The sequence below is a fragment of the Streptomyces sp. NPDC037083 genome, assembly GCF_055606485.1.
This window is the reverse complement of sequence record NZ_JBVJSQ010000010.1, coordinates 357,609-374,598: the sequence shown is the minus strand read 5'-3', so window position 1 is coordinate 374,598 and position 16,990 is coordinate 357,609. Positions and strand designations below refer to the sequence as shown.

19 protein-coding genes, 1 tRNA gene and 1 pseudogene are annotated in these 16,990 nt (G+C 67.9%); 16 read left to right on the top strand and 5 right to left on the bottom strand.

Annotated features, from left to right (window positions below):
- On the top strand, positions 1 to 127 hold a 127-nt coding region (locus tag ACZ7DE_RS27060), incomplete at its 5' end, for a 2-oxo acid dehydrogenase subunit E2 (RefSeq protein ID WP_470765536.1).
- Between the two features lie 69 nt (positions 128 to 196).
- Here the strand turns inward: ACZ7DE_RS27060 and ACZ7DE_RS27055 are convergent.
- The 3 genes from ACZ7DE_RS27055 to ACZ7DE_RS27045 all read right to left on the bottom strand — a co-directional run bounded on the left by ACZ7DE_RS27055 (position 197) and on the right by ACZ7DE_RS27045 (position 3,106).
- A complete protein-coding gene (locus ACZ7DE_RS27055) occupies positions 197 to 1,018 on the bottom strand; it encodes an SDR family NAD(P)-dependent oxidoreductase (RefSeq protein ID WP_470765497.1) in 822 nt (273 codons plus the stop codon).
- A gap of 211 nt (positions 1,019 to 1,229) precedes the next feature.
- Positions 1,230 to 1,340: transfer RNA gene (locus ACZ7DE_RS27050), tRNA-Ser, on the bottom strand.
- A 155-nt stretch (positions 1,341 to 1,495) separates the two neighbouring features.
- Positions 1,496 to 3,106, bottom strand: a complete 1,611-nt coding sequence (locus ACZ7DE_RS27045; RefSeq protein ID WP_470765495.1) for a hypothetical protein — start codon at positions 3,104 to 3,106, stop codon at positions 1,496 to 1,498.
- Positions 3,107 to 3,378: 272 nt separating this feature from the next.
- On the opposite strand from ACZ7DE_RS27045, the gene ACZ7DE_RS27040 reads away from it, so the two are divergent.
- Positions 3,379 to 3,840: a GntR family transcriptional regulator gene (locus tag ACZ7DE_RS27040; RefSeq protein WP_470765494.1), complete on the top strand. Its 462-nt coding sequence runs from the start codon at positions 3,379 to 3,381 to the stop codon at positions 3,838 to 3,840.
- A 1-nt stretch (position 3,841) separates the two neighbouring features.
- A complete protein-coding gene (locus ACZ7DE_RS27035; RefSeq protein WP_470765492.1) occupies positions 3,842 to 4,408 on the top strand; it encodes an HD domain-containing protein in 567 nt (188 codons plus the stop codon).
- On the opposite strand, the gene ACZ7DE_RS27030 is transcribed toward ACZ7DE_RS27035, so the two are convergent.
- Together ACZ7DE_RS27030 and ACZ7DE_RS27025 are read right to left on the bottom strand one after the other, a co-directional pair.
- On the bottom strand, positions 4,396 to 4,869 hold the full coding sequence (locus tag ACZ7DE_RS27030; protein WP_470765534.1) for an NUDIX domain-containing protein: 474 nt from the start codon (positions 4,867 to 4,869) through the stop codon (positions 4,396 to 4,398). The genes ACZ7DE_RS27035 and ACZ7DE_RS27030 overlap by 13 nt on opposite strands.
- 2 nt (positions 4,870 to 4,871) lie before the next feature.
- Positions 4,872 to 5,597, bottom strand: coding sequence for an XRE family transcriptional regulator (locus ACZ7DE_RS27025; RefSeq protein WP_470765490.1), 726 nt, complete (start codon positions 5,595 to 5,597; stop codon positions 4,872 to 4,874).
- An 892-nt stretch (positions 5,598 to 6,489) separates the two neighbouring features.
- On the opposite strand from ACZ7DE_RS27025, the gene ACZ7DE_RS27020 reads away from it, so the two are divergent.
- The 13 genes and pseudogenes from ACZ7DE_RS27020 (at position 6,490) to ACZ7DE_RS26960 (ending at position 16,912) form a co-directional block, all read left to right on the top strand.
- Entirely contained in the window at positions 6,490 to 6,747 is a 258-nt protein-coding gene (locus ACZ7DE_RS27020; RefSeq protein ID WP_470765488.1) for a DUF6284 family protein, read from the top strand.
- Positions 6,744 to 7,055 (top strand): hypothetical protein, encoded by a 312-nt coding sequence (locus ACZ7DE_RS27015; protein WP_470765486.1) that lies wholly within the window; start codon positions 6,744 to 6,746, stop codon positions 7,053 to 7,055. The genes ACZ7DE_RS27020 and ACZ7DE_RS27015 overlap by 4 nt, the downstream gene beginning before the upstream one ends.
- Positions 7,052 to 8,080 (top strand): DUF2637 domain-containing protein, encoded by a 1,029-nt coding sequence (locus ACZ7DE_RS27010; protein ID WP_470765484.1) that lies wholly within the window; start codon positions 7,052 to 7,054, stop codon positions 8,078 to 8,080. The genes ACZ7DE_RS27015 and ACZ7DE_RS27010 overlap by 4 nt, the downstream gene beginning before the upstream one ends.
- Positions 8,077 to 8,727, top strand: coding sequence for a GGDEF domain-containing protein (locus tag ACZ7DE_RS27005; protein ID WP_470765483.1), 651 nt, complete (start codon positions 8,077 to 8,079; stop codon positions 8,725 to 8,727). The genes ACZ7DE_RS27010 and ACZ7DE_RS27005 overlap by 4 nt, the downstream gene beginning before the upstream one ends.
- Positions 8,724 to 9,803 carry a DNA cytosine methyltransferase gene (locus ACZ7DE_RS27000; RefSeq protein WP_470765481.1) on the top strand — a complete coding sequence of 360 codons (1,080 nt, stop codon included), beginning with the start codon at positions 8,724 to 8,726 and terminating at the stop codon, positions 9,801 to 9,803. The genes ACZ7DE_RS27005 and ACZ7DE_RS27000 overlap by 4 nt, the downstream gene beginning before the upstream one ends.
- Positions 9,800 to 10,135, top strand: a complete 336-nt coding sequence (locus ACZ7DE_RS26995) for a hypothetical protein (protein ID WP_470765479.1) — start codon at positions 9,800 to 9,802, stop codon at positions 10,133 to 10,135. Before ACZ7DE_RS27000 ends, ACZ7DE_RS26995 begins: the two co-directional genes overlap by 4 nt.
- 154 nt (positions 10,136 to 10,289) lie before the next feature.
- On the top strand, positions 10,290 to 12,518 hold the full coding sequence (locus ACZ7DE_RS26990; protein WP_470765478.1) for a cell division protein FtsK: 2,229 nt from the start codon (positions 10,290 to 10,292) through the stop codon (positions 12,516 to 12,518).
- A gap of 140 nt (positions 12,519 to 12,658) precedes the next feature.
- A complete protein-coding gene (locus tag ACZ7DE_RS26985) occupies positions 12,659 to 12,934 on the top strand; it encodes a hypothetical protein (RefSeq protein WP_470765476.1) in 276 nt (91 codons plus the stop codon).
- The gene (locus ACZ7DE_RS26980; protein ID WP_470765474.1) at positions 12,931 to 13,125 is read left to right on the top strand and encodes a hypothetical protein; all 195 of its coding nucleotides are present in this window, start codon (positions 12,931 to 12,933) and stop codon (positions 13,123 to 13,125) included. The genes ACZ7DE_RS26985 and ACZ7DE_RS26980 overlap by 4 nt, the downstream gene beginning before the upstream one ends.
- Before the next feature lie 17 nt (positions 13,126 to 13,142).
- Positions 13,143 to 13,604 (top strand): hypothetical protein, encoded by a 462-nt coding sequence (locus ACZ7DE_RS26975; RefSeq protein ID WP_470765473.1) that lies wholly within the window; start codon positions 13,143 to 13,145, stop codon positions 13,602 to 13,604.
- A 55-nt stretch (positions 13,605 to 13,659) separates the two neighbouring features.
- A pseudogene (locus ACZ7DE_RS26970) lies at positions 13,660 to 14,397 on the top strand (deazapurine DNA modification protein DpdA family protein); the annotation flags it as partial.
- A gap of 89 nt (positions 14,398 to 14,486) precedes the next feature.
- On the top strand, positions 14,487 to 15,392 hold the full coding sequence (locus ACZ7DE_RS26965; protein WP_470765471.1) for a bifunctional DNA primase/polymerase: 906 nt from the start codon (positions 14,487 to 14,489) through the stop codon (positions 15,390 to 15,392).
- Positions 15,389 to 16,912: a DNA primase family protein gene (locus tag ACZ7DE_RS26960; protein ID WP_470765469.1), complete on the top strand. Its 1,524-nt coding sequence runs from the start codon at positions 15,389 to 15,391 to the stop codon at positions 16,910 to 16,912. Before ACZ7DE_RS26965 ends, ACZ7DE_RS26960 begins: the two co-directional genes overlap by 4 nt.
- Positions 16,913 to 16,990: the final 78 nt, after the last annotated feature.

The window sequence follows — 16,990 nt, the reverse complement described above, 5'->3', positions numbered from 1 at the left end:
GAAACCACGTCAGGTGACCACCCTGGCCCTCAGCTTCGACCACCGCCTGGTGGACGGGGAACTGGGCTCCAAGGTGCTGGCCGACCTGGCGGCGACCCTGGAACAGCCCAGGCGCCTGATCACCTGACCGACCCCGCCGGGCCCTCGGGGCCGTGCACGTGCCGGGAGGTCGGCGCCGAGGACTGGCCCGTGTGCCTCACCGGACCTTCTCGTCGCGCGGGGTGACGCGGAAATCGAAGGGAACAGTCCCGGGGTCCAGCGCGGTCACACCCCCGTCCACGGTCAGTACGGCGCCGTTGACGAAGGACGCGGCCGGCGACAGGAGCCAGGCGATGGCCTCGGCGACCTCATGAGGCTCGCCGGGGCGGCGGGCCGGAAGCAGCCGGGTCGCCTCCTCATATGCTTCGTCGACCTCGGAGGAGGCCAGTCCGGCGTCCTCGGCGAACCGGGCCATGCGGCGGTCAGCCATCTCCGTACGCACCCAACTGGGACAGACGGTGTTGGCCCGCAAGCCCTGAGGCCCGTAGTCCACGGACAGCGACCGGCACAACTGCAGCAGTGCCGCCTTGGACGTGGCGTAGGCGGCATTGCCCACCCCGTTGCGCAGGGCGGAGACCGAAGCGACCGCGACGACAGACCCTCGGGCCCGGAGCAAGTGCGGCAATGCCGCCCGCATCAGGAGGAAGGGGCCGGTGAGATTGGTACGGAGCACCGACTCCCAGTCCTCGTCGGACAGCTCCCCGACAGCCCCGCTGCGTCCCACTCCCGCATTGACGACCAACCCGTCGAGTCGGCCGAATCGCGCGACTGCGGTTTCGACGAGGTGGTGAACAGCGTCCGGGTCTGCGGTGTCGGCCGGGCAGGCCAAGGCGCCGGTTTCCTCTGCGACGCGGTGCAAGGGCTCCGGTCGTCGCCCGGAGACGACGACGTCGTGCCCGGCCGCCCGAAGCAGCCGTGCGGTTGCCGCACCGATCCCCGTTCCTCCCCCGGTCACGACCACAACGCGCTGATCGGGCATGGGTGTTCGGCCTCCAGGGTCACCATCGAATCGGGCGACGTGATCCTACGTCGCTGCGGGCCAGGGCCCAGCGTCGGCGTGGCTGACGCGACCGCATCAAGCCGAGATCGAACTCTGCAGAGGTGAAGGGTCCGGGGCGCGCGGTCCCGCAGGATCGATGACAAAAGCAAAAGCCCCAGGTCACGGCGAGTGAGTCCTGAGGCTTCGGCAGAGCCGCCTTCGGGATTCGAACCCGAGACCTACGCATTACGAGTTGTCCGATATTGGTCCGGGGACGTCCGTAGATGTCCGCGAATCGGCCGTCAAGCCTGCTCAGGGCGGCTCCTGACCCTCAGCGGACGGTGACGGACCGACCCGGACCGAGCGTTGATTGAGACCACAATTGAGACCACGTCACATCAAGCCTGATAGACGGCTTCTTCGCTTTTTCGTATTGGCGGGAACGCTTTCCGACATTCATGGCGCGCCGGTCGAAGATCAACCTACTTTAACATGATGAATGGCCAGCAACACAAAAGCAGCCACCAGCAATGCAAATAGCTCAACGATAAGGACTGCTTGCCGAACCCGCCGAAGCCACGAACTCAAGGTCGAACTGTCCTTAATCAGAAGAAATGATGCCGCGAAAGCTACCGGAACCAAAATCAATGTGGCATCTTTTGCTGTAAGATTTTCGCCCCGCGTCGAGTATTTTTTGCTCGGGTCGATAATATGAGTAAGGTCGGCACTTCCGCGATTGACCAGCAAGGCAATAGCGAAAGCTGTGATAGCCATGGTCAACCACAACATTGTGGAGTGCAGGCGCGTTAGCCGCAGGGGGCATTTGATAAAGATTCTATCGGGGCGCCCCCTGTGCGAATCTTCCCTGATGTGAAACTCAAATGTTGTCTTCTCTTGATCCAGCTTAAACATTTGACGGTCAAACTTCTCGGCGCGCTGATCGAGCACTTTTGGGCGATTCATCCGAACCGCTGTATCAGAGACACGAATGTTCACATGATTTGTCTCAGCATCATGGAAAGCCAGCAGTTGGTAGGCTTCTTTCCGCAAAATTTCTGACAACTTATGCCGCCCGTGCCGGTGAGGGCTGAAGTAGATGGCGCGCTTTTCTTTGACTCTGATGGTGAATTGCTCACCAAATGGCACTACGCAGTGGGCGAAAGTCATCCAGCGGTAACCGTAAGTAAAATAGGTGGAAATGAATCGAAGGGCGGTGCGATCTCCAGACGTGGCAGCGTCGTCTGCAGCGACTAGGAGTTCGGTTAGATAGTCAAGCAGAGGTGTAATGTGACTCGCCTTCGGCACCTTAATGAACTTATCGCGCTCCGCGCGAGCCCTCATTTCCTGGAAAAAATAGGGAATTGTGATCAGCGGGCACTGTGACCCATTGATCGGGTCCTTCAGTGCGTACCTCTCAATCATGTCGTCGCCGATTCTATTGACAAGCTCTCTCCAATTCGCATAGAAATCTTCGACCCCGGGAACTAGGTCACCTACTGACCTGAGATATCCGCGCTGAGACGTCTTAATCCAGGAATCCGACCATTTGGGAAGCGCGGAGAAGATCTCTTCGTAAGGATGGGACGGGAAGTAGAAGATGAATGTAAGGAAATCAAGAAGGAAGGGTGGCTTAGGATTTTTCAACAGTTTGGCATTCTCGGCCAAATTGAGAACATGCTTCGCTTGAATTCGAGCACTTTCATCCTTAGAGATACGGTAAACCTCTTTTCCGGCAACCGTAATGGACAGGTCGAGGATGGGGATGATTGGAAGCTCTGTGATTGGAAGGATCAACTCGATGGTGTCACGCGTGCCCGTTCCAAGATTCGTGAGAGCAGCCTTTACCTTTTCCGCGTTCGGTGTCGCTCGGCTCATGACATCCTTAAGCGGGTGAACATGAATTTCCCGCTCGCGCTCTGCCCAAAAAGTTCCCGAGAGGACGGCTCGCTCAATTGCACGCAGCCTCCACAAAGGAAGGTCGTCAAGCATGGTCACGGCAGCTTGATCAAACCAATCGATTGGACGTCCCATATTTAACTCCCATAGTTGCACTGCACTCAAGTCTTTCCCGATGTTCGGCACATCCACAGCCCAACGGTCTTTCTGGAGTAGCGAAGTCACCCACTGGGGGGTACCAACTGAGCTTGAACTCGTGGCATTGCAGTGACCGTCTGCCACCCGCACTGGGCGACGCCCTCGTTTGAAGAAGAGAGACCCCCCAGGCCCATGCCTACGCGCCACAGTGGCGCCAGCGACCAGACCCAGCGGCGTCGAGCGTGCACGGGCATCAACCCCTCCGCAGCGGTCCCGAGGCATGCGAGGCTAGAGGCCGATGACGGGCGAACGGAGAGGGAGAGCGAGTGTCGCAGCAGGCCAACCCTCGGGGGACCTTCCTGAAGATTGCCGACTCTGTGAAGCGGCAGATCGAGGACGACCCGAACATGACGGAACTCCCGTCGCTGGCTGAAGTCATGCGCGACCACAAGGTCTCGCGCGGCGTCGCCCTCCGCGCGTTCGGCGTGCTGCGGCAGGAAGGCGTAGCCGAACCGGCGAAGGGCGGGCGCTGGCGAGTCGTACGACCCGGCTCTCCTGTGGACCGGCGCCCGCTGGAAGCGCAGATCACGGACATCATCACGGCTGAGAAGCTCAAAGTAGGGGAAGCGTTCCCCAGTGCCTCCGTGCTGGCTACGCGGTTCGGGGTCTCACGCCCCACAGTGACCAAGGCTCTGGACAAGATGGAGTCTGCCGGCGTGCTGGCGAGCGGGGGGCAGGGCAAGGTGCGGACAGTCCGCGCCGTGCCGATTCGAGAGGAGCGTTCCTAGCTTGTCGGAGTTGACGGAGTGGGCCTATCCCCTGGCTGAGTCGCTGCTGGCTGAGCCGCTGCCGCGACGGTGGCGGCACTCGCAGGGCGTCGCCGAACGGGCCCGCACGATCGCGCCCATCCTCGGGGAAAACGCCGCGCTGCTGGAAGCTGCGGCCGTCCTGCATGACATCGGATACTCCCCCGACCTTGCCAAGACCGGCTTTCACCCACTTGACGGCGCCCGCTACCTCCGAGACGTCGCCCAGGCTGACGAGCGAGTCATCAACCTCGTTGCGCACCACTCGTGTTCGTGGATGGAGGCGGACGCGCGAGGCTTGCGTGAGGAACTGGAGGGCGAGTTCCCCCGCGAGCACGAGCACCTCAATGACGCGCTGTGCTTCTGCGACATGAACACCACACCGGACGGCACGCCCACGAACCCGATCGACCGGGTGAACGAGATCACCGGACGGTACGGGCCCGACAGCCTGATCGGAACGTTCATCCGGCGAGCCGAACCGGAGATCCTCGCCAGTACTTCGCGAGTGCTCGAACGGGTGGCCGCCGCCAAGCGTCAGCCGATGTAGGGAGCGCTTCGCGTCCTGTCCATGGCGTGCTCGATGCGGAGCCGCATTGTGGGGTGGATGTCGAGTTGAGACAGGTCCGCCGGGGCGACCCATCGGACCTCTGTCGTCTCGTTGCTCGTGCGCACCTCACCGCCGACCGGACGGGCCCGGAAACAGATGCTGAACTGCTGCCGGACCTCACCGTCGTCGTACTGCATCACGTGCCCTGGGTCGGTGTAGATCCCGGACATGTCGACGACTTCAGCCTTGATCCCCGTCTCTTCCCAGACCTCCCGCACGACGGTGGCGCTGATGGACTCCCCCACGTCGTGACCACCGCCGGGCAGCGCCCAACGGCCGTTGTCGGACCGCCGGATCATCAGCACCTCACCCGCGTCGTTCTGTACGAACGCGACGACAGACGGCACAACCGAGTTGGCCGGCGGCGCGTCGGGGTCGTGAAGGTAGTCGATCCGTCCCATGGTCATGCTCCCGTGTTGCTCGCAAAGTCCGCGTCGGTGATCTGGCGCGCGTTCTCCCAGGTGTGTTCGATGCTATTCGCGTAGGTGTCGAACAACCCGCCATCCGCCAAGCGTCGCAGGTGCAGCACGGGGGCCAGGTAGGCACCGATGCCGTAGACGTGGGGGTTGACGAGCATCTCGTCATCAGCCCGGTAGATCGAGTTGTAGAGAGTCGAGTCATGCAGCCGGAACCCGATGTCCGGGTGACTCCGCATGAGCGGACGGTAGAGCACCATGGCGTTGCGAATCTTGCCGTCCATGATCCGGTGGCCTTCGTCTATGCCGCGCTGTTGGACGGCCGCACTGCCAGGGTCCCCAAGCAGGATGCGCACCCGCACGCCTGCCGCCACCTTCGCCCTAAGAAGGTCGTGGAAGAGCGGGTCTTCCGACAGGAACAGACCGGAGTAGACGAGCACGTCAAGGCTGCTCTGGGCCCGACCGTAGATCTCACGCCACAGCCCCGACGGCACCGTGTGCCGGTGGGGGTAGACGGTGCCAATCTCCGCCTTGGCCAAGTCTGTCGCGCTGTCGACCGTGGGGCCGTCGTCCCACAATGACGTGACGTTGACCTTCAGCACTGCGGCCGTCGCGTACTGGTGACGCCGATACGGCACCTTGCCCTGCGTGATCCAGCGTTCGACGGTCTTCGGGTTGACCTCAATGGCCTCAGCCAACCCCTGAACCGTCATGCCCCGAGCTAACAGAGCCGAGCGCAAACGTTCGTTGGACATCCGTACCCCCGATGGGACTTCTAGGGACTTCTTGACGGTAGCCAGAACTCCCAGAGCTGTCTACGCGCGGGGTGAACAACTCCCCTGACCTGCGGTCATTCTGAGTGAGCGTCAAGAAGTTTCGGCGCAAAGCCAAGAGGTTCCGTCGGCAGACTTGACGGACCACCGTGCAGTACCTGTAAAACAGGTACTGCATCAACCGCCCGGAGGGCTCCGAAGAGGGCTCGAAGGAAGCGCATGCGTTGCTTGAGAACTCAACAGGGTGTCAAGTTCGACGGGGTGTGAGTCCCCGTCCCCGTGGCGGATGGGTGAAGGCCGCCGGCGGCCACTTCTTTGCGTGCTGGCTCTGGAGAAACGCCCCGGGGATCGGTGGGAACCGACCTCCGGGCGCGCCACCTGGTACGCGCCGCCCTGCTGGCGTCAGAGCAGTGACGATGACGCGCCCGACTTCTCCCGGCTCGGGACCGGTCCGCCGTGGCAACGGCCGATCGGTGTAAGCCGTGTCCCTTCCACCTGTTGGGGGTCGGTGTGAACCGACGACATACCCAGGGCGCCGCGGCGTGCGCGACCGGCACGCGCGGCAACGCCCGCTGAGTCCTTCCAACCTCCCCCGTGTGCGGGATGCGCCGGTTCGTCCGGCGGCACGTGCCGCGTTCGGGGGTCATGCCGCAGCGTCGCCGGCGCTGCGGCCGGTTGCCTCCTTCGTCCGTCCGGCCGCGCTTCGTGCGCTGGCAGGACGGGCGGGGTTGCAGGGAGCCCAGTCTGTTCCGGCTTCAACGGCGAGCACCCCCGGAGTTGGCGCTCCGGGGGTGCGGTTCGGGCCGTTCACCCTTCGAGAGGAACACGACCCATGATGCACATCGGTGCTGATCAGGCGGGTGTTACCGCCGACGACTTCGACCGCGAGCCGACGGCTGCGGAACTGAACGCGATCGAGCGCGAGTGGCCCGCCATCGAGGCGGACGCCAAGCGGCTTGACGCGCTGATCAAGACCCTGAACCGGCGTCCGGACGAACTGTCCGTGCGGCGGGTGCGCCGGGCGCAGCGCCGGATCCTGGCGGCCCGGCGGGTACTGGTCAACGGCGAGCTGAGCGGGGATGCGGCATGACCGGCATTTCCCGTTGCCCGGCCGCTCATCCCGACGACCCGACCCCGTGCGACGGTCCGGCCGTCGTGACCGTGCTGGACCCCCACAACGCGGGGGCGGACGGCTGCGAACACCACGGGGCCCGGCTGCTGGCGTCGTTGGAGCGCGGCAGGGTCTACCCCCTGCCCGACGCCCCGGCGGGCGCCGCCATCCGGGTGTTCAAGGCCGCGGACGGCATCCCGCCGTTCGTCTGGTACGAGGGCGCCCCACGGACGCAGCCGAACCAGCGCAGCCGTGCCGAGAACCGCCGCCGGGGGGTGACGGCATGACCGCCTCCGAGACGACACAGACCGGTGAGCGTCCGGCGGTGCCGCCGCTCACCCGCCCGGAAATGGGGCTCGCCGGAGTCGGCGCGCTCGCCGCCGCCGGGGTCGGGGCGCTCGGTCTGATCTCCTCCTTCGACGCCGTGTCCGCCGCCGCCGCGCGGTGGGGGTTCGGCGAGCCGTGGATGCTCCCCGTCGGGATCGACACGGCCATTCCGGTGTTCACCGTGGCCAACCTGCTGCTGATCCGGATGGACATGGCGCTTGCGTGGGTGCGGTTCGTGCCCTGGGCGCTCACCCTGGTCACCTGCGGGCTGAACGTGGCCGCCGGACACGGCATGTGGGCGAAGGTGGCGCACGGCACTATGCCGCTGCTGTGGGTGGTGTTTTCCGAGATCGGCGCGCACGTCTACGCCGTGCGGATCGGCGCCGCCACCGGCCGCAGGATGGAGAAGATCCGGTTCTCCCGCTGGCTGCTCGCCCCGCTGTCCACCTTCGCCCTGTGGCGCCGCATGACGCTGTGGGAGGTCACCTCCTACAGTCTGGCGCTCGGCTGCGAGCGGGAGCGCCTGTTGGCCCGCGCGGACCTGCGCGAAGAGTACGGGCCGCTGTGGCGTTGGAAGACACCACGGCGCGAGCGCGTGATGCTGCGGATGGGCGAACTCTCCCCCGCCGCCGAACCCGTGCCGGTCACTCTCGACCCGGCCCCGGAGCCGGAGGTGACGGAGCCGAAGCGCGAGGCTCCCACGCCGCCCCGCCCGCGGACGGCCAAGCCCCGGGCGAAGAAGGCTGCTGCCTCGCCGCAGCGCACGCCCGCCGAACTGCTCGCCGAAGCCCGCACGCTCACGGCCGACTGGCCGGACGCGCAGATCAACGGCGAGACGCTGCGCAAGGTGCTGCACTGCGGTTCCCGCCCGGCCCGGCAGGTACGTGACGCCCTGCTCGCCGACCGCGCGCAGACCCTCACCCCGCACATCGTCGACACCGACACCACCCTGTCCGGCGCTGAGGCTGAGGGGGTGGCCGCGTGAACACGCTGGCCACGATCCTGCTGTCTGCTCTGCCGCTCGCCGCCGGGTGGGCGGGGCATGTGTGGTGGCTGCGCAGCTGCCTGAACACCGCCCGGCGCGACCCGCTCACCGGGGTGCGCACCCGCGACGGCTTCACCCGCCGCGACACGACCCTGCTGAAGCACCCGCGCGCGGTCGTCATCCTCGCCGACGTCGACCGCTTCAAGCACATCAACGACACCTACGGGCACGCGACAGGGGACGCGCTGTTGAAGGCGACCGCGGAACGCCTCGACCACCACGCCGGCCCGCGCGGGGTGGCTGGACGGCTCGGGGGTGACGAGTTCGCCGCCGTCGTGATCGACGAGCACGGCATGGCCAGCGACATGCTCGCCGTCCTGCACGGCGTGCTCGCCCGCCCTGTCGACGGCCAGGACCCGGCCGTACGCACCAAGGTCTCTCTCGGGTGGGTGCGTGCCGCGGACTTCCCCGCGGACGATCTGTCCGGGCTGCTGCGGCGGGCGGATGAGGCCATGTACACGGCCAAGCAAGCCCGCACCGGGACCCGCCGGGCGGGACTGGGCAGGCTCTTCGCCACCCTGGCCGGACGGCGCGCCGGACGCGCCGGCACCGCCGCAGACGTGCCGGTCGTGGGGGTGGCTGCGTGAAGGGGTTGCGGATCGGGTCGGTGTGCACCGGCTACGGCGGTCTGGACATGGCCGTCCAAGCCGTGATGGGCGGCGAGTTGGCGTGGGTGGCGGACAACGACCCCGGCGCCGCCGCCATCCTCGCCCACCACCACCCGCGGGTGCCCAACCTCCAGGACATCACCGCCGTGGACTGGCACGGCGTCGAACCGGTCGACGCGCTGATCGGCGGCTATCCGTGCCAGCCGTTCAGCACCGCCGGCAAGCGGAAGGGAACCGAGGATGCACGGCACATCTGGCCGTTCATTGCCCGTGCCCTTGGGGTTCTACGACCCCGGTACGCGGTCTTTGAGAACGTCGCGAACCACCTTCGACTCGGCTTCGACACTGTCCTGTGCGACCTTGCCCGGCTCGGGTTCGATGCTCAGTGGTGTCTTGTACGCGCGGACGAGGTCGGCGCTCCCCACCAGCGCCGCCGGCTCTTCCTCCTCGCCGTTGCTGCCGACGCCCCGGACCTCAGACACGAACGGGGCGGGAGCCCATGGGGACGGCGGCCCGGACCTGCGGACGGCCGTCTCCCTGTTGCCCACGCCGACCGTGCAGAACTCACACGGAAACCGCAGGAACGGGCAGGGGAGACTACTGCTGCCAGGGATCGCCGACCTGCTGCCGACGCCCCGCGCGAGCGACACGGGCACCCCGGGCCGCCGGGCGAGCGAGGGATGGCGCCCGCCGCTGTCCCAAGTCGTCCTGCCGCTCATGCCGACGGCACCGGACGGCGAACGCACGAGCACGACGTACAGCGGCGGGAACCCGACGCCGCATGGGGCCGTTTCGGCCCCGCCGTCGCGCGGTGGGAGGCGGTCACGGGCCGCCGTGCCCCCTGGGCAACTGACGATCGAGGACGCCTGAGCCCCGCCTTCGTGGAATGGATGATGGGCCTGGAGACGGGCCACGTCACCGCCGTCCCCGACCTGATCCGCAGCAGGCAGCTCAAGGCACTCGGCAACGGCGTCATCCCGCTTCAAGCCGCCGCCGCGCTGCGCGTCCTGCTCGACAGGGCTCACGCCACGTCGGGCAGGGGAGTGGCGGCGTGAAGTCACAACCCATCGTCGGCGCCGCCGTCTTCAACGCGGTCATGGAGGCGGCCGGCTACCGCTGCCAGTGCGGCGGCGAGTGCGGCAACCCCCACGCCAAGGACGCCGGCCGCTGCCCGCGCGAGCACGACCACTACACCAGCAAGCACGGCCGACGGGTCCGGCTCATCGCCGCCCCGGTCGACCCGCTCGCCACCGACGTGGCCGCGGCAGGACTCCCCACGAGCGAACTGCGCGCGTGGTGCCCCGACTGCCACACCGCCGCCGCACGGCTCGCCCGCAAAGGGCTGTCTGAGGCTTCTACGGATCAGCGCGGATTGTTCGACCTCTAGCAGCAACAGCGGCTTACGGGAAGGGCTCAGAGCTATCCGAAAACCAGGATAGTTACGCCCCTTCCGCGGGACCACGATTCACCGACGGGGCCCGGTCACGACCGACCAAAGCAGCGACCGGGCCCCGTCATCCTCCCGAGAGAAGGAACTCTCAGTGAAGCACCCTGACGACGACCACGAACTCTTCAACCGACTCGAAGCCGAGATGGCCGCCGACTCCGGCGGCGAGGTAGTCGACCTGGACAAGGCCCGATCCGCCCGCACCGAGTCGACCGACCCGAACCCCCGACCGACCGCCGACCGGTCGCCCGACTCCCACCCGAGTGAGTCGTGTTCGGAGGCGACCGACCCGACCACGGCCGTGTCGGTCGACTCACCGACGCTGAAGGCGGCCGGCCCGGGCTACCTCGGTCGGCTCGCCGCCGCGCAGCGCCGTCCGGTCGTCCCCGCGTGGCTGCGCTCCCTGGCAGAACTCAAGACAGCATCGGCATGGGTGGCCCGCCACTACGCCCATGCCGCCGGCTACCACGCACTTCGCACCCCGGTCTACGCCGCCCGGCTCGCCCTTCAGGCCCCGTCCGGCACGGCCCGGTTCGTCGGGGGAACGATGCGGTGGGCGGCCGACCGGGAGGGCGAGCCCGTCCGCCTGGCCGCCGTCCGCCGGGAGGACGCCGCCGAGTACCTGAAGCTGTCCCGTCAGCGTGACGGCCGTGTGCGGCTGCGCACGCTGGTCACGGTGCTGGGCATGTTCACCGGGCTGGCGACCGCGCTGGCCCTGTACGTGCTCGCCCCGGACTGGCTTCAGGCCGTGTCGGTGACCGCGCTGGTGATGGCGCTTGGAGTCGTCGGCCGCAAGGCGGACGCCCCGGTCGTCCACCGCGCGGTGGAGCTGCCCAAGGCCACCAAGCTCACGTCCGACATCGTGCTGCGTGCCCTCGGTGCGCTGGGCATTCCGGCGATCAATCAGGCGCAGTCGAAGGGGCGGGACGGGTTCGAGTTCACCGCCCCCATCACCCGCGACGGCCCGGGCTGGCGCGCACAGGGCAACCTCCCCTACGGCGTGACCGTGACCGACGTCATCGAGCGCCGCGACCGGCTCGCCTCCGGCCTGCGCCGCCCCCTCGGCTGCGTGTGGCCGGAGGCGGTGGCTCAGGAGCACACCGGGCACCTGGTGCTGTGGGTGGGTGACCAGGATCTGACCACGTCGAAGAAGCCACAGTGGCCGCTGGCCAAGGCCGGGGCGGTGGACCTGTTCAAGCCCGTCGCGTACGGCACCGACCAGCGCGGACGCTGGATCGACGTCACGCTCATGTACATCGCCGGGGTGATCGGCGCCATCCCGCGTATGGGCAAGACGTTCCTGCTGCGTCTGCTGCTGCTCATCGCGGCCCTGGACCCGCGGGCGGAGCTGCACACCTACGACATGAAGGGCACCGGCGACCTGGACCCGGTCGGCAACGCCGTCTCCCACCGGCACGCCGCCGGCGACGACGACGAAGCGATCGGCTACGCGCTCGCCGACTGGCGGGCGCTGCGCGAGGAACTGCGCCGCCGCACCAAGGTGATCCGCTCCCTGCCCCGGGACATCTGCCCCGAGTCGAAGGTGACCAGCGCTCTCGCCGACAAGCGGTCGCTCGGGCTGCACCCGATCGTGGTGGGGGTGGATGAGTGCCAGGTGCTGTTCGAGCACCCCGAGCACGGCAAGGAGTTCGAGGAGATCGCCACCGACCTGGTCAAGCGCGGCCCCGCCACCGGCATCGTGATGCTCCTGGCCACGCAGCGCCCCGACGCCAAGTCGCTCCCGACCGGCATCTCTGCGAACGCGTCCGCCCGGTGGTGCCTGAAGGTCATGGGCCAGACCGAGAACGACATGGTGCTCGGCACGTCCGCCTACAAGCGCGGCGTGCGCGCGACCATGTTCGCCTGGGGTGACAAGGGCATCCACTACTTCGTGGGCGAGGGTGCGGACGCCCGGATCGTCTCCGGCGTCTACGTCGACGCCCCCGGCGCCGAGACCATCGCCGCGCGGGCCCGCAAGGCGCGCGAGACGGCCGGACTCCTCTCCGGTCACGCGCTCGGTGAGACGCCGGAGGCGGTGAGCGGGCCGGCCTACGACCTGCTCGCCGACATCCTCGCCGTCGTCCCCGCCGCTCAGGCCAAGGAATGGTCCGAAGCGGTCGTGGCCCGGCTCGCCGAACTGCGCCCGGACGTCTACGGCGGATGGGAGCCCGACGCGCTCGCCGCCGCGCTCAAGCCGCACGGCATCGCCACCATCCAGGTGGGCCGCCGGGTGGACGGCAAGGTCGTCAACCGCCGCGGTATCGACCGCTCCCACATCACGACCGTAATTGCGGAGCGTGATGGAAAGCGGGACGCGGGCTGAGGCTCCGGGGCCGCTAACGATAGCGGCACACCCCGCTAACGTTAGCGGCCCCGCTAGCGCCCCAAACCGCCTGTGATCAGGTCGCTAGCGGATAGCGGCCCACCTGCGGAAACCCCTGAACTCCGCCCGGAGGGCATCTCATGACCCCCGTCTTCCTTGCTATCGCCTGCCTGACAATCGTCACTGTCAGTTACAGCGGGCTGTGCGTGGCCTCGCCGTTCGGCGACTGCCGCAAGTGCCGCGGCATGGGCCACGCCCTCAAGACCGACCGCAAGGGCCGGCTCAAGCGCGGCAAGGACTGCCGCCGCTGCAAGGCCACCGGCAAGCGCATACGCGTCGGCCGCTGGCTCTACAACCGCTGGGCGCGCATCTACCGCGCTGGCACCGACACCCCCCGCCCGGAAGGCTTCCGATGATCCTCAACATCTCCGCCGTCCTGCTCTTCGGCGCCGCCTCCTTCTTCGCCGTCAAGACCAAGTCCGCCGGCGGCGGCGCCGCCCTGGTCCTGTTCCTGTTCGGGTTCTTCGCCGCCGGAACCGGCGCGTACGAGCCCATCCACAACGTCGTGCAGGCATCCGCCGAAGCCCTCGCCGCACTCGGCAACTGAGAAGGGGGACAACGACCATGAACGAACCCACCCGCTACCCGGCCACGCCCGATACGACGGCCCTGGCAGTGCACCACCCCACCCCGCTCACGCCCGCGCACGCGGCCACGCTCCTGTCGGTGCAGCCCGGAGCGATCCCGACGGTGGCGAGCGTCGTCCTGCCGGACGGCCGTGTCGTCACCGGCTACGCCATCGAGCCCGCCAAGCCCGAGCCGGTCGCGCCCAAGCCGGCCGTCTCGCGCACGGCGGTGAACATCGCCCTCGGGGGCATCGGGTTCGGCGCCGTGTGCGGCGGGCTTGTGCTGCTGACCACGTTCATCGCCGCCCTGGCCGCGCTGGTCCATCAGCTCATCATCCTCGCCGCCGTCATCTTCGGCGGATGGGTCGCCATACAGGTGTTCAGCGCCAGCGGCCACAAGGGCGGCACGACCGTGAACATCTGCAAGGCCGTCATCAAGCGCAACCACTTCCACCACTGAGGGAGGCCCCGTGAGGTTCTTCCTCGGCACGCATCAGCCCTGATGGCTCGCCACGGCGAACGTTCCCCTGTTCGTCTCCTACCGCCGACTCGCCCACCGTCGGACCCTGCCCCGCGCCGCAGCACCCTGGGCGCTGGACTCCGGCGGGTTCACCGAACTGTCCATGCACGGCACATGGCGTACCCCGGCCCCCGCCTACCTTGCGGCCGTGCGCCGCTTCCGAGACGAGATCGGCCGCATGGAATGGGCCGCACCCATGGACTGGATGTGTGAGCCCTGGATCACCGGACTCACCGGCCTGAGCGTGGCAGAGCATCAACGGCGCACGCTCGACAACTTCCTGTCCCTGCGCAGCGCGGCGCCCAACCTCCCCATCGCCCCTGTCCTTCAGGGCTGGGAACCCGACGACTACCACCGATGCGCCGACGACTACGAGAAAGCGGGCGTCGACCTTGCTGCCGAACCCGTCGTCGGACTCGGTTCCGTCTGCCGCCGCCAGGCCACCGGCCAGGCGGCCACGATCGTCACCACGCTCGCCGAACGGGGCCTGAGCCTGCACGGTTTCGGCTTCAAGACTCTGGGGCTGCGCAGCTGCGGACACGCCCTCACGTCGGCCGACTCGCTCGCATGGTCCTACGACGCCCGCCGCAAACCCCCCATGCCCGGCCACACCCACAAGAACTGTGCCAACTGCCTCGACTACGCACTGAACTGGCGCCGTAGCGTCCTCAGCTCCCTGCCGTCGTGGCACCAACCGGCCCTCGGGAACACCGCTCCCGACCACGCCGCCTAGCTACGCCAAGGGCGGCCCCCAAGTCTCGCCAAAGATCCGGGGCCGCCCTTGTCCCCCAGCACCCTGCAATAGGACTGGAGACACCCAGCATGACCCAACCCACCCATCTTCGGCGAGCCCGAACCGCCCCACCCGAAGCCCTGCGCATCGCGCTGGAACTCGCCGCCCACGGCGTACCGACGTTCCCCCTGCGCGCAGGAAAGAGGCCGTTCGGCAACTGCCCGAACTGCAAGAACAGCGCGTGCGGCGACCGGCCCCACATGAAGAGCGCGGGCCCCTGCCAGTGCCCGGCGCCGTGCCACGGTTGGGCCGCCGCCACCACCGACCCCCGCGTCCTCACCTCACCCGCCTGGACCCACGCCTGGCAGCACGCGCACGGCGTCGGCTACCACCCCGGCGGCGCCGGCGTGACCGTGGTCGACCTGGACAACCCCGCCGCCATGGCATGGGCCCGCAGGCAGCTGCCCGCCACCCGCACCGTGCCGACCACCCGCGGCGAACACTGGATCTACCGCGGCGTGATGCGCTCCGCCAACGCCGTCCGGCCCGGCGTCGACATCAAGTCGCACATGCAGTACGCCCGTTGGCTCGGTACCGGCACCGGCCGCACGCTCGAACTCCCGTCGGCCGTCCGCGCCCTCACCGTGAAGGAAGACACCACCCCCGCCCGCGCCAAGGTGGTGTCTTCCCGCCCACGCGCCATCTGGGACCGCCACGCGGCCACCGGGTGCCGCCACACTGAACGCTTCGTGCGCACCGGCCTGGAACGCGGACTGAGCCTCGTACGGGCCCGCGCCGAATCCGGCGCCGGATCACAGGCGTTCGGCGCCGCGCGGTTCCTCGCCGTCCAGCACACCGCATGTCCCGGGCCGTGCGGACTGGCCACGCTCGGGGAAGAGATCGTGGCCGCCGCCGTCGCCGTGGGCGTCCCGGAGGCGTACGCCCGCCGCGCGGTCGCCAACGGCCTCAACACCGTCCATGGAGCCACCGCATGATGCAAAGGCCCCACACCCCCGACAACGGCCCGCAGGACGCCGCACATTCCGCAGCGCACACGGCCGTGGGCGAGTCGGCAGGCGCCGCCCGCAAGGGCGTCCCTTCTGCTCCTGTCCCTGAGCCGCACGCGGAAGAGCTGCCCGCGCCGTCCAACCCGCTCGCCGTCGCCCGTCGGCTGCTGCCGGACTGGCAGACCGAGGACGGACAGCTTGTCTGCCGCCGCTGGCGCGCATCGTGGATGCGCTGGACCGGCACGTCGTGGCGCGAGATGGACGAAGCGCAGATGCGTGCCCACATGTACACCCGCCTCGAACACGCCACCTACCAGGCACCGGGTAGGGACGGGCAGCCCGAGGAACGCGACTGGGCACCGACGAAGCAGAAGATCAGCAATCTCCTTGACGCGCTCGGAGCGATCACCCTGTTGCCCACCGACACCGACGCGCCCGCATGGATCGACCGCGACGGCGAGCCGGACGGCGGCCCGATCGTGGCGTGTGAGAACGGTCTGCTGCGCATCCGTGACCGCGCACTGCTGCCGCACAGCCCCGGATTCTTCAACCTCGTGTCCGTCCCCTTCACCTACGACCCCGCCGCCACCGCACCGTCGTGGGAACGCTTCCTGGCCCAGCTCTGGCCCGACGACCCCGACGCCATCCACGCCGTACAGGAATGGTTCGGCTACGTCCTGTCCGGCCGCACCGACCAACAGAAGATCCTGCTCATGGTTGGCCCGACGCGTTCCGGTAAGGGCACGATCGCCCGCGTCCTCAAAGAGTTGGTCGGCAAAGAGAACCTCGCCGGCCCCACGCTCGCCGGACTCGGCACGAACTTCGGACTGTCCACACTGCTCGGCAAGCCGCTCGCCGTCATCTCCGACGCCCGCCTGTCCGGGAACGACAACAGTCAGGTGGTTGAGCGGCTGTTGACGATCTCTGGTGAGGACACGATCGACATCGACCGCAAGTACCGCGAGCCCTGGACCGGCAAGCTGCCCACCCGGCTGATGATCCTGTCCAACGAACTGCCGCACTTCGGCGACTCGTCCGGCGTCATCGCCCGCCGGTTCGTCCTGCTCAACATGACCGTGTCGTGGCTGGGCAAAGAAGACACCACCCTCACCGACAAGCTCGCCGCAGAGATGCCCGGCATCCTCAATTGGGCCCTTGACGGACTGGCCCGGTTGGAGCGCACCGGGCGGATCACCGAGCCGAAATCCAGCCGAGAAGCGGTCATAACGATGCGCGACACCGCATCCCCAACCAGCGCGTTCATCCGCGAACGCTGCACCACCGGCCCGACGTGCACCATCCCCGTAGACACCCTGTGGAGCGTCTGGCGGGACTGGGCAGAGGACAACGGCGTCAAGCCCGGCACAAAGCAGGTGTTCGGCCGCAACCTCCTCTCCGTCGTCCCCCAGCTCAACCGCACCCGCCCGCGGGACGCCTACGGCCGGCAGGTGGCCATCTACGCCGGCATCACCCTCAGGCCCTCCGAACCACATCAGCCAGAGTCGTGACTCACCGCGACTCAGACCGCCCCCCGGCAGCACGCTCTGAGTCGCGGTGAGTCGCGGCTCAGAGCAATGTCACCCCCA

What these genes read in the sequence shown, in the direction of transcription:
- ACZ7DE_RS27055 (WP_470765497.1), bottom strand. Translation starts at nt 1,018, where the DNA reads ATGCCCGATCAGCGCGTTGTGGTCGTGACCGGGGGAGGAACGGGGATC.
- ACZ7DE_RS27030 (WP_470765534.1), bottom strand. Translation starts at nt 4,869, where the DNA reads ATGGGACGGATCGACTACCTTCACGACCCCGACGCGCCGCCGGCCAAC.
- ACZ7DE_RS27025 (WP_470765490.1), bottom strand. Translation starts at nt 5,597, where the DNA reads ATGACGGTTCAGGGGTTGGCTGAGGCCATTGAGGTCAACCCGAAGACC.
- ACZ7DE_RS27020 (WP_470765488.1), top strand. Translation starts at nt 6,490, where the DNA reads ATGATGCACATCGGTGCTGATCAGGCGGGTGTTACCGCCGACGACTTC.
- ACZ7DE_RS27015 (WP_470765486.1), top strand. Translation starts at nt 6,744, where the DNA reads ATGACCGGCATTTCCCGTTGCCCGGCCGCTCATCCCGACGACCCGACC.
- ACZ7DE_RS27010 (WP_470765484.1), top strand. Translation starts at nt 7,052, where the DNA reads ATGACCGCCTCCGAGACGACACAGACCGGTGAGCGTCCGGCGGTGCCG.
- ACZ7DE_RS26985 (WP_470765476.1), top strand. Translation starts at nt 12,659, where the DNA reads ATGACCCCCGTCTTCCTTGCTATCGCCTGCCTGACAATCGTCACTGTC.
- ACZ7DE_RS26980 (WP_470765474.1), top strand. Translation starts at nt 12,931, where the DNA reads ATGATCCTCAACATCTCCGCCGTCCTGCTCTTCGGCGCCGCCTCCTTC.
- ACZ7DE_RS26975 (WP_470765473.1), top strand. Translation starts at nt 13,143, where the DNA reads ATGAACGAACCCACCCGCTACCCGGCCACGCCCGATACGACGGCCCTG.
- ACZ7DE_RS26965 (WP_470765471.1), top strand. Translation starts at nt 14,487, where the DNA reads ATGACCCAACCCACCCATCTTCGGCGAGCCCGAACCGCCCCACCCGAA.
- ACZ7DE_RS26960 (WP_470765469.1), top strand. Translation starts at nt 15,389, where the DNA reads ATGATGCAAAGGCCCCACACCCCCGACAACGGCCCGCAGGACGCCGCA.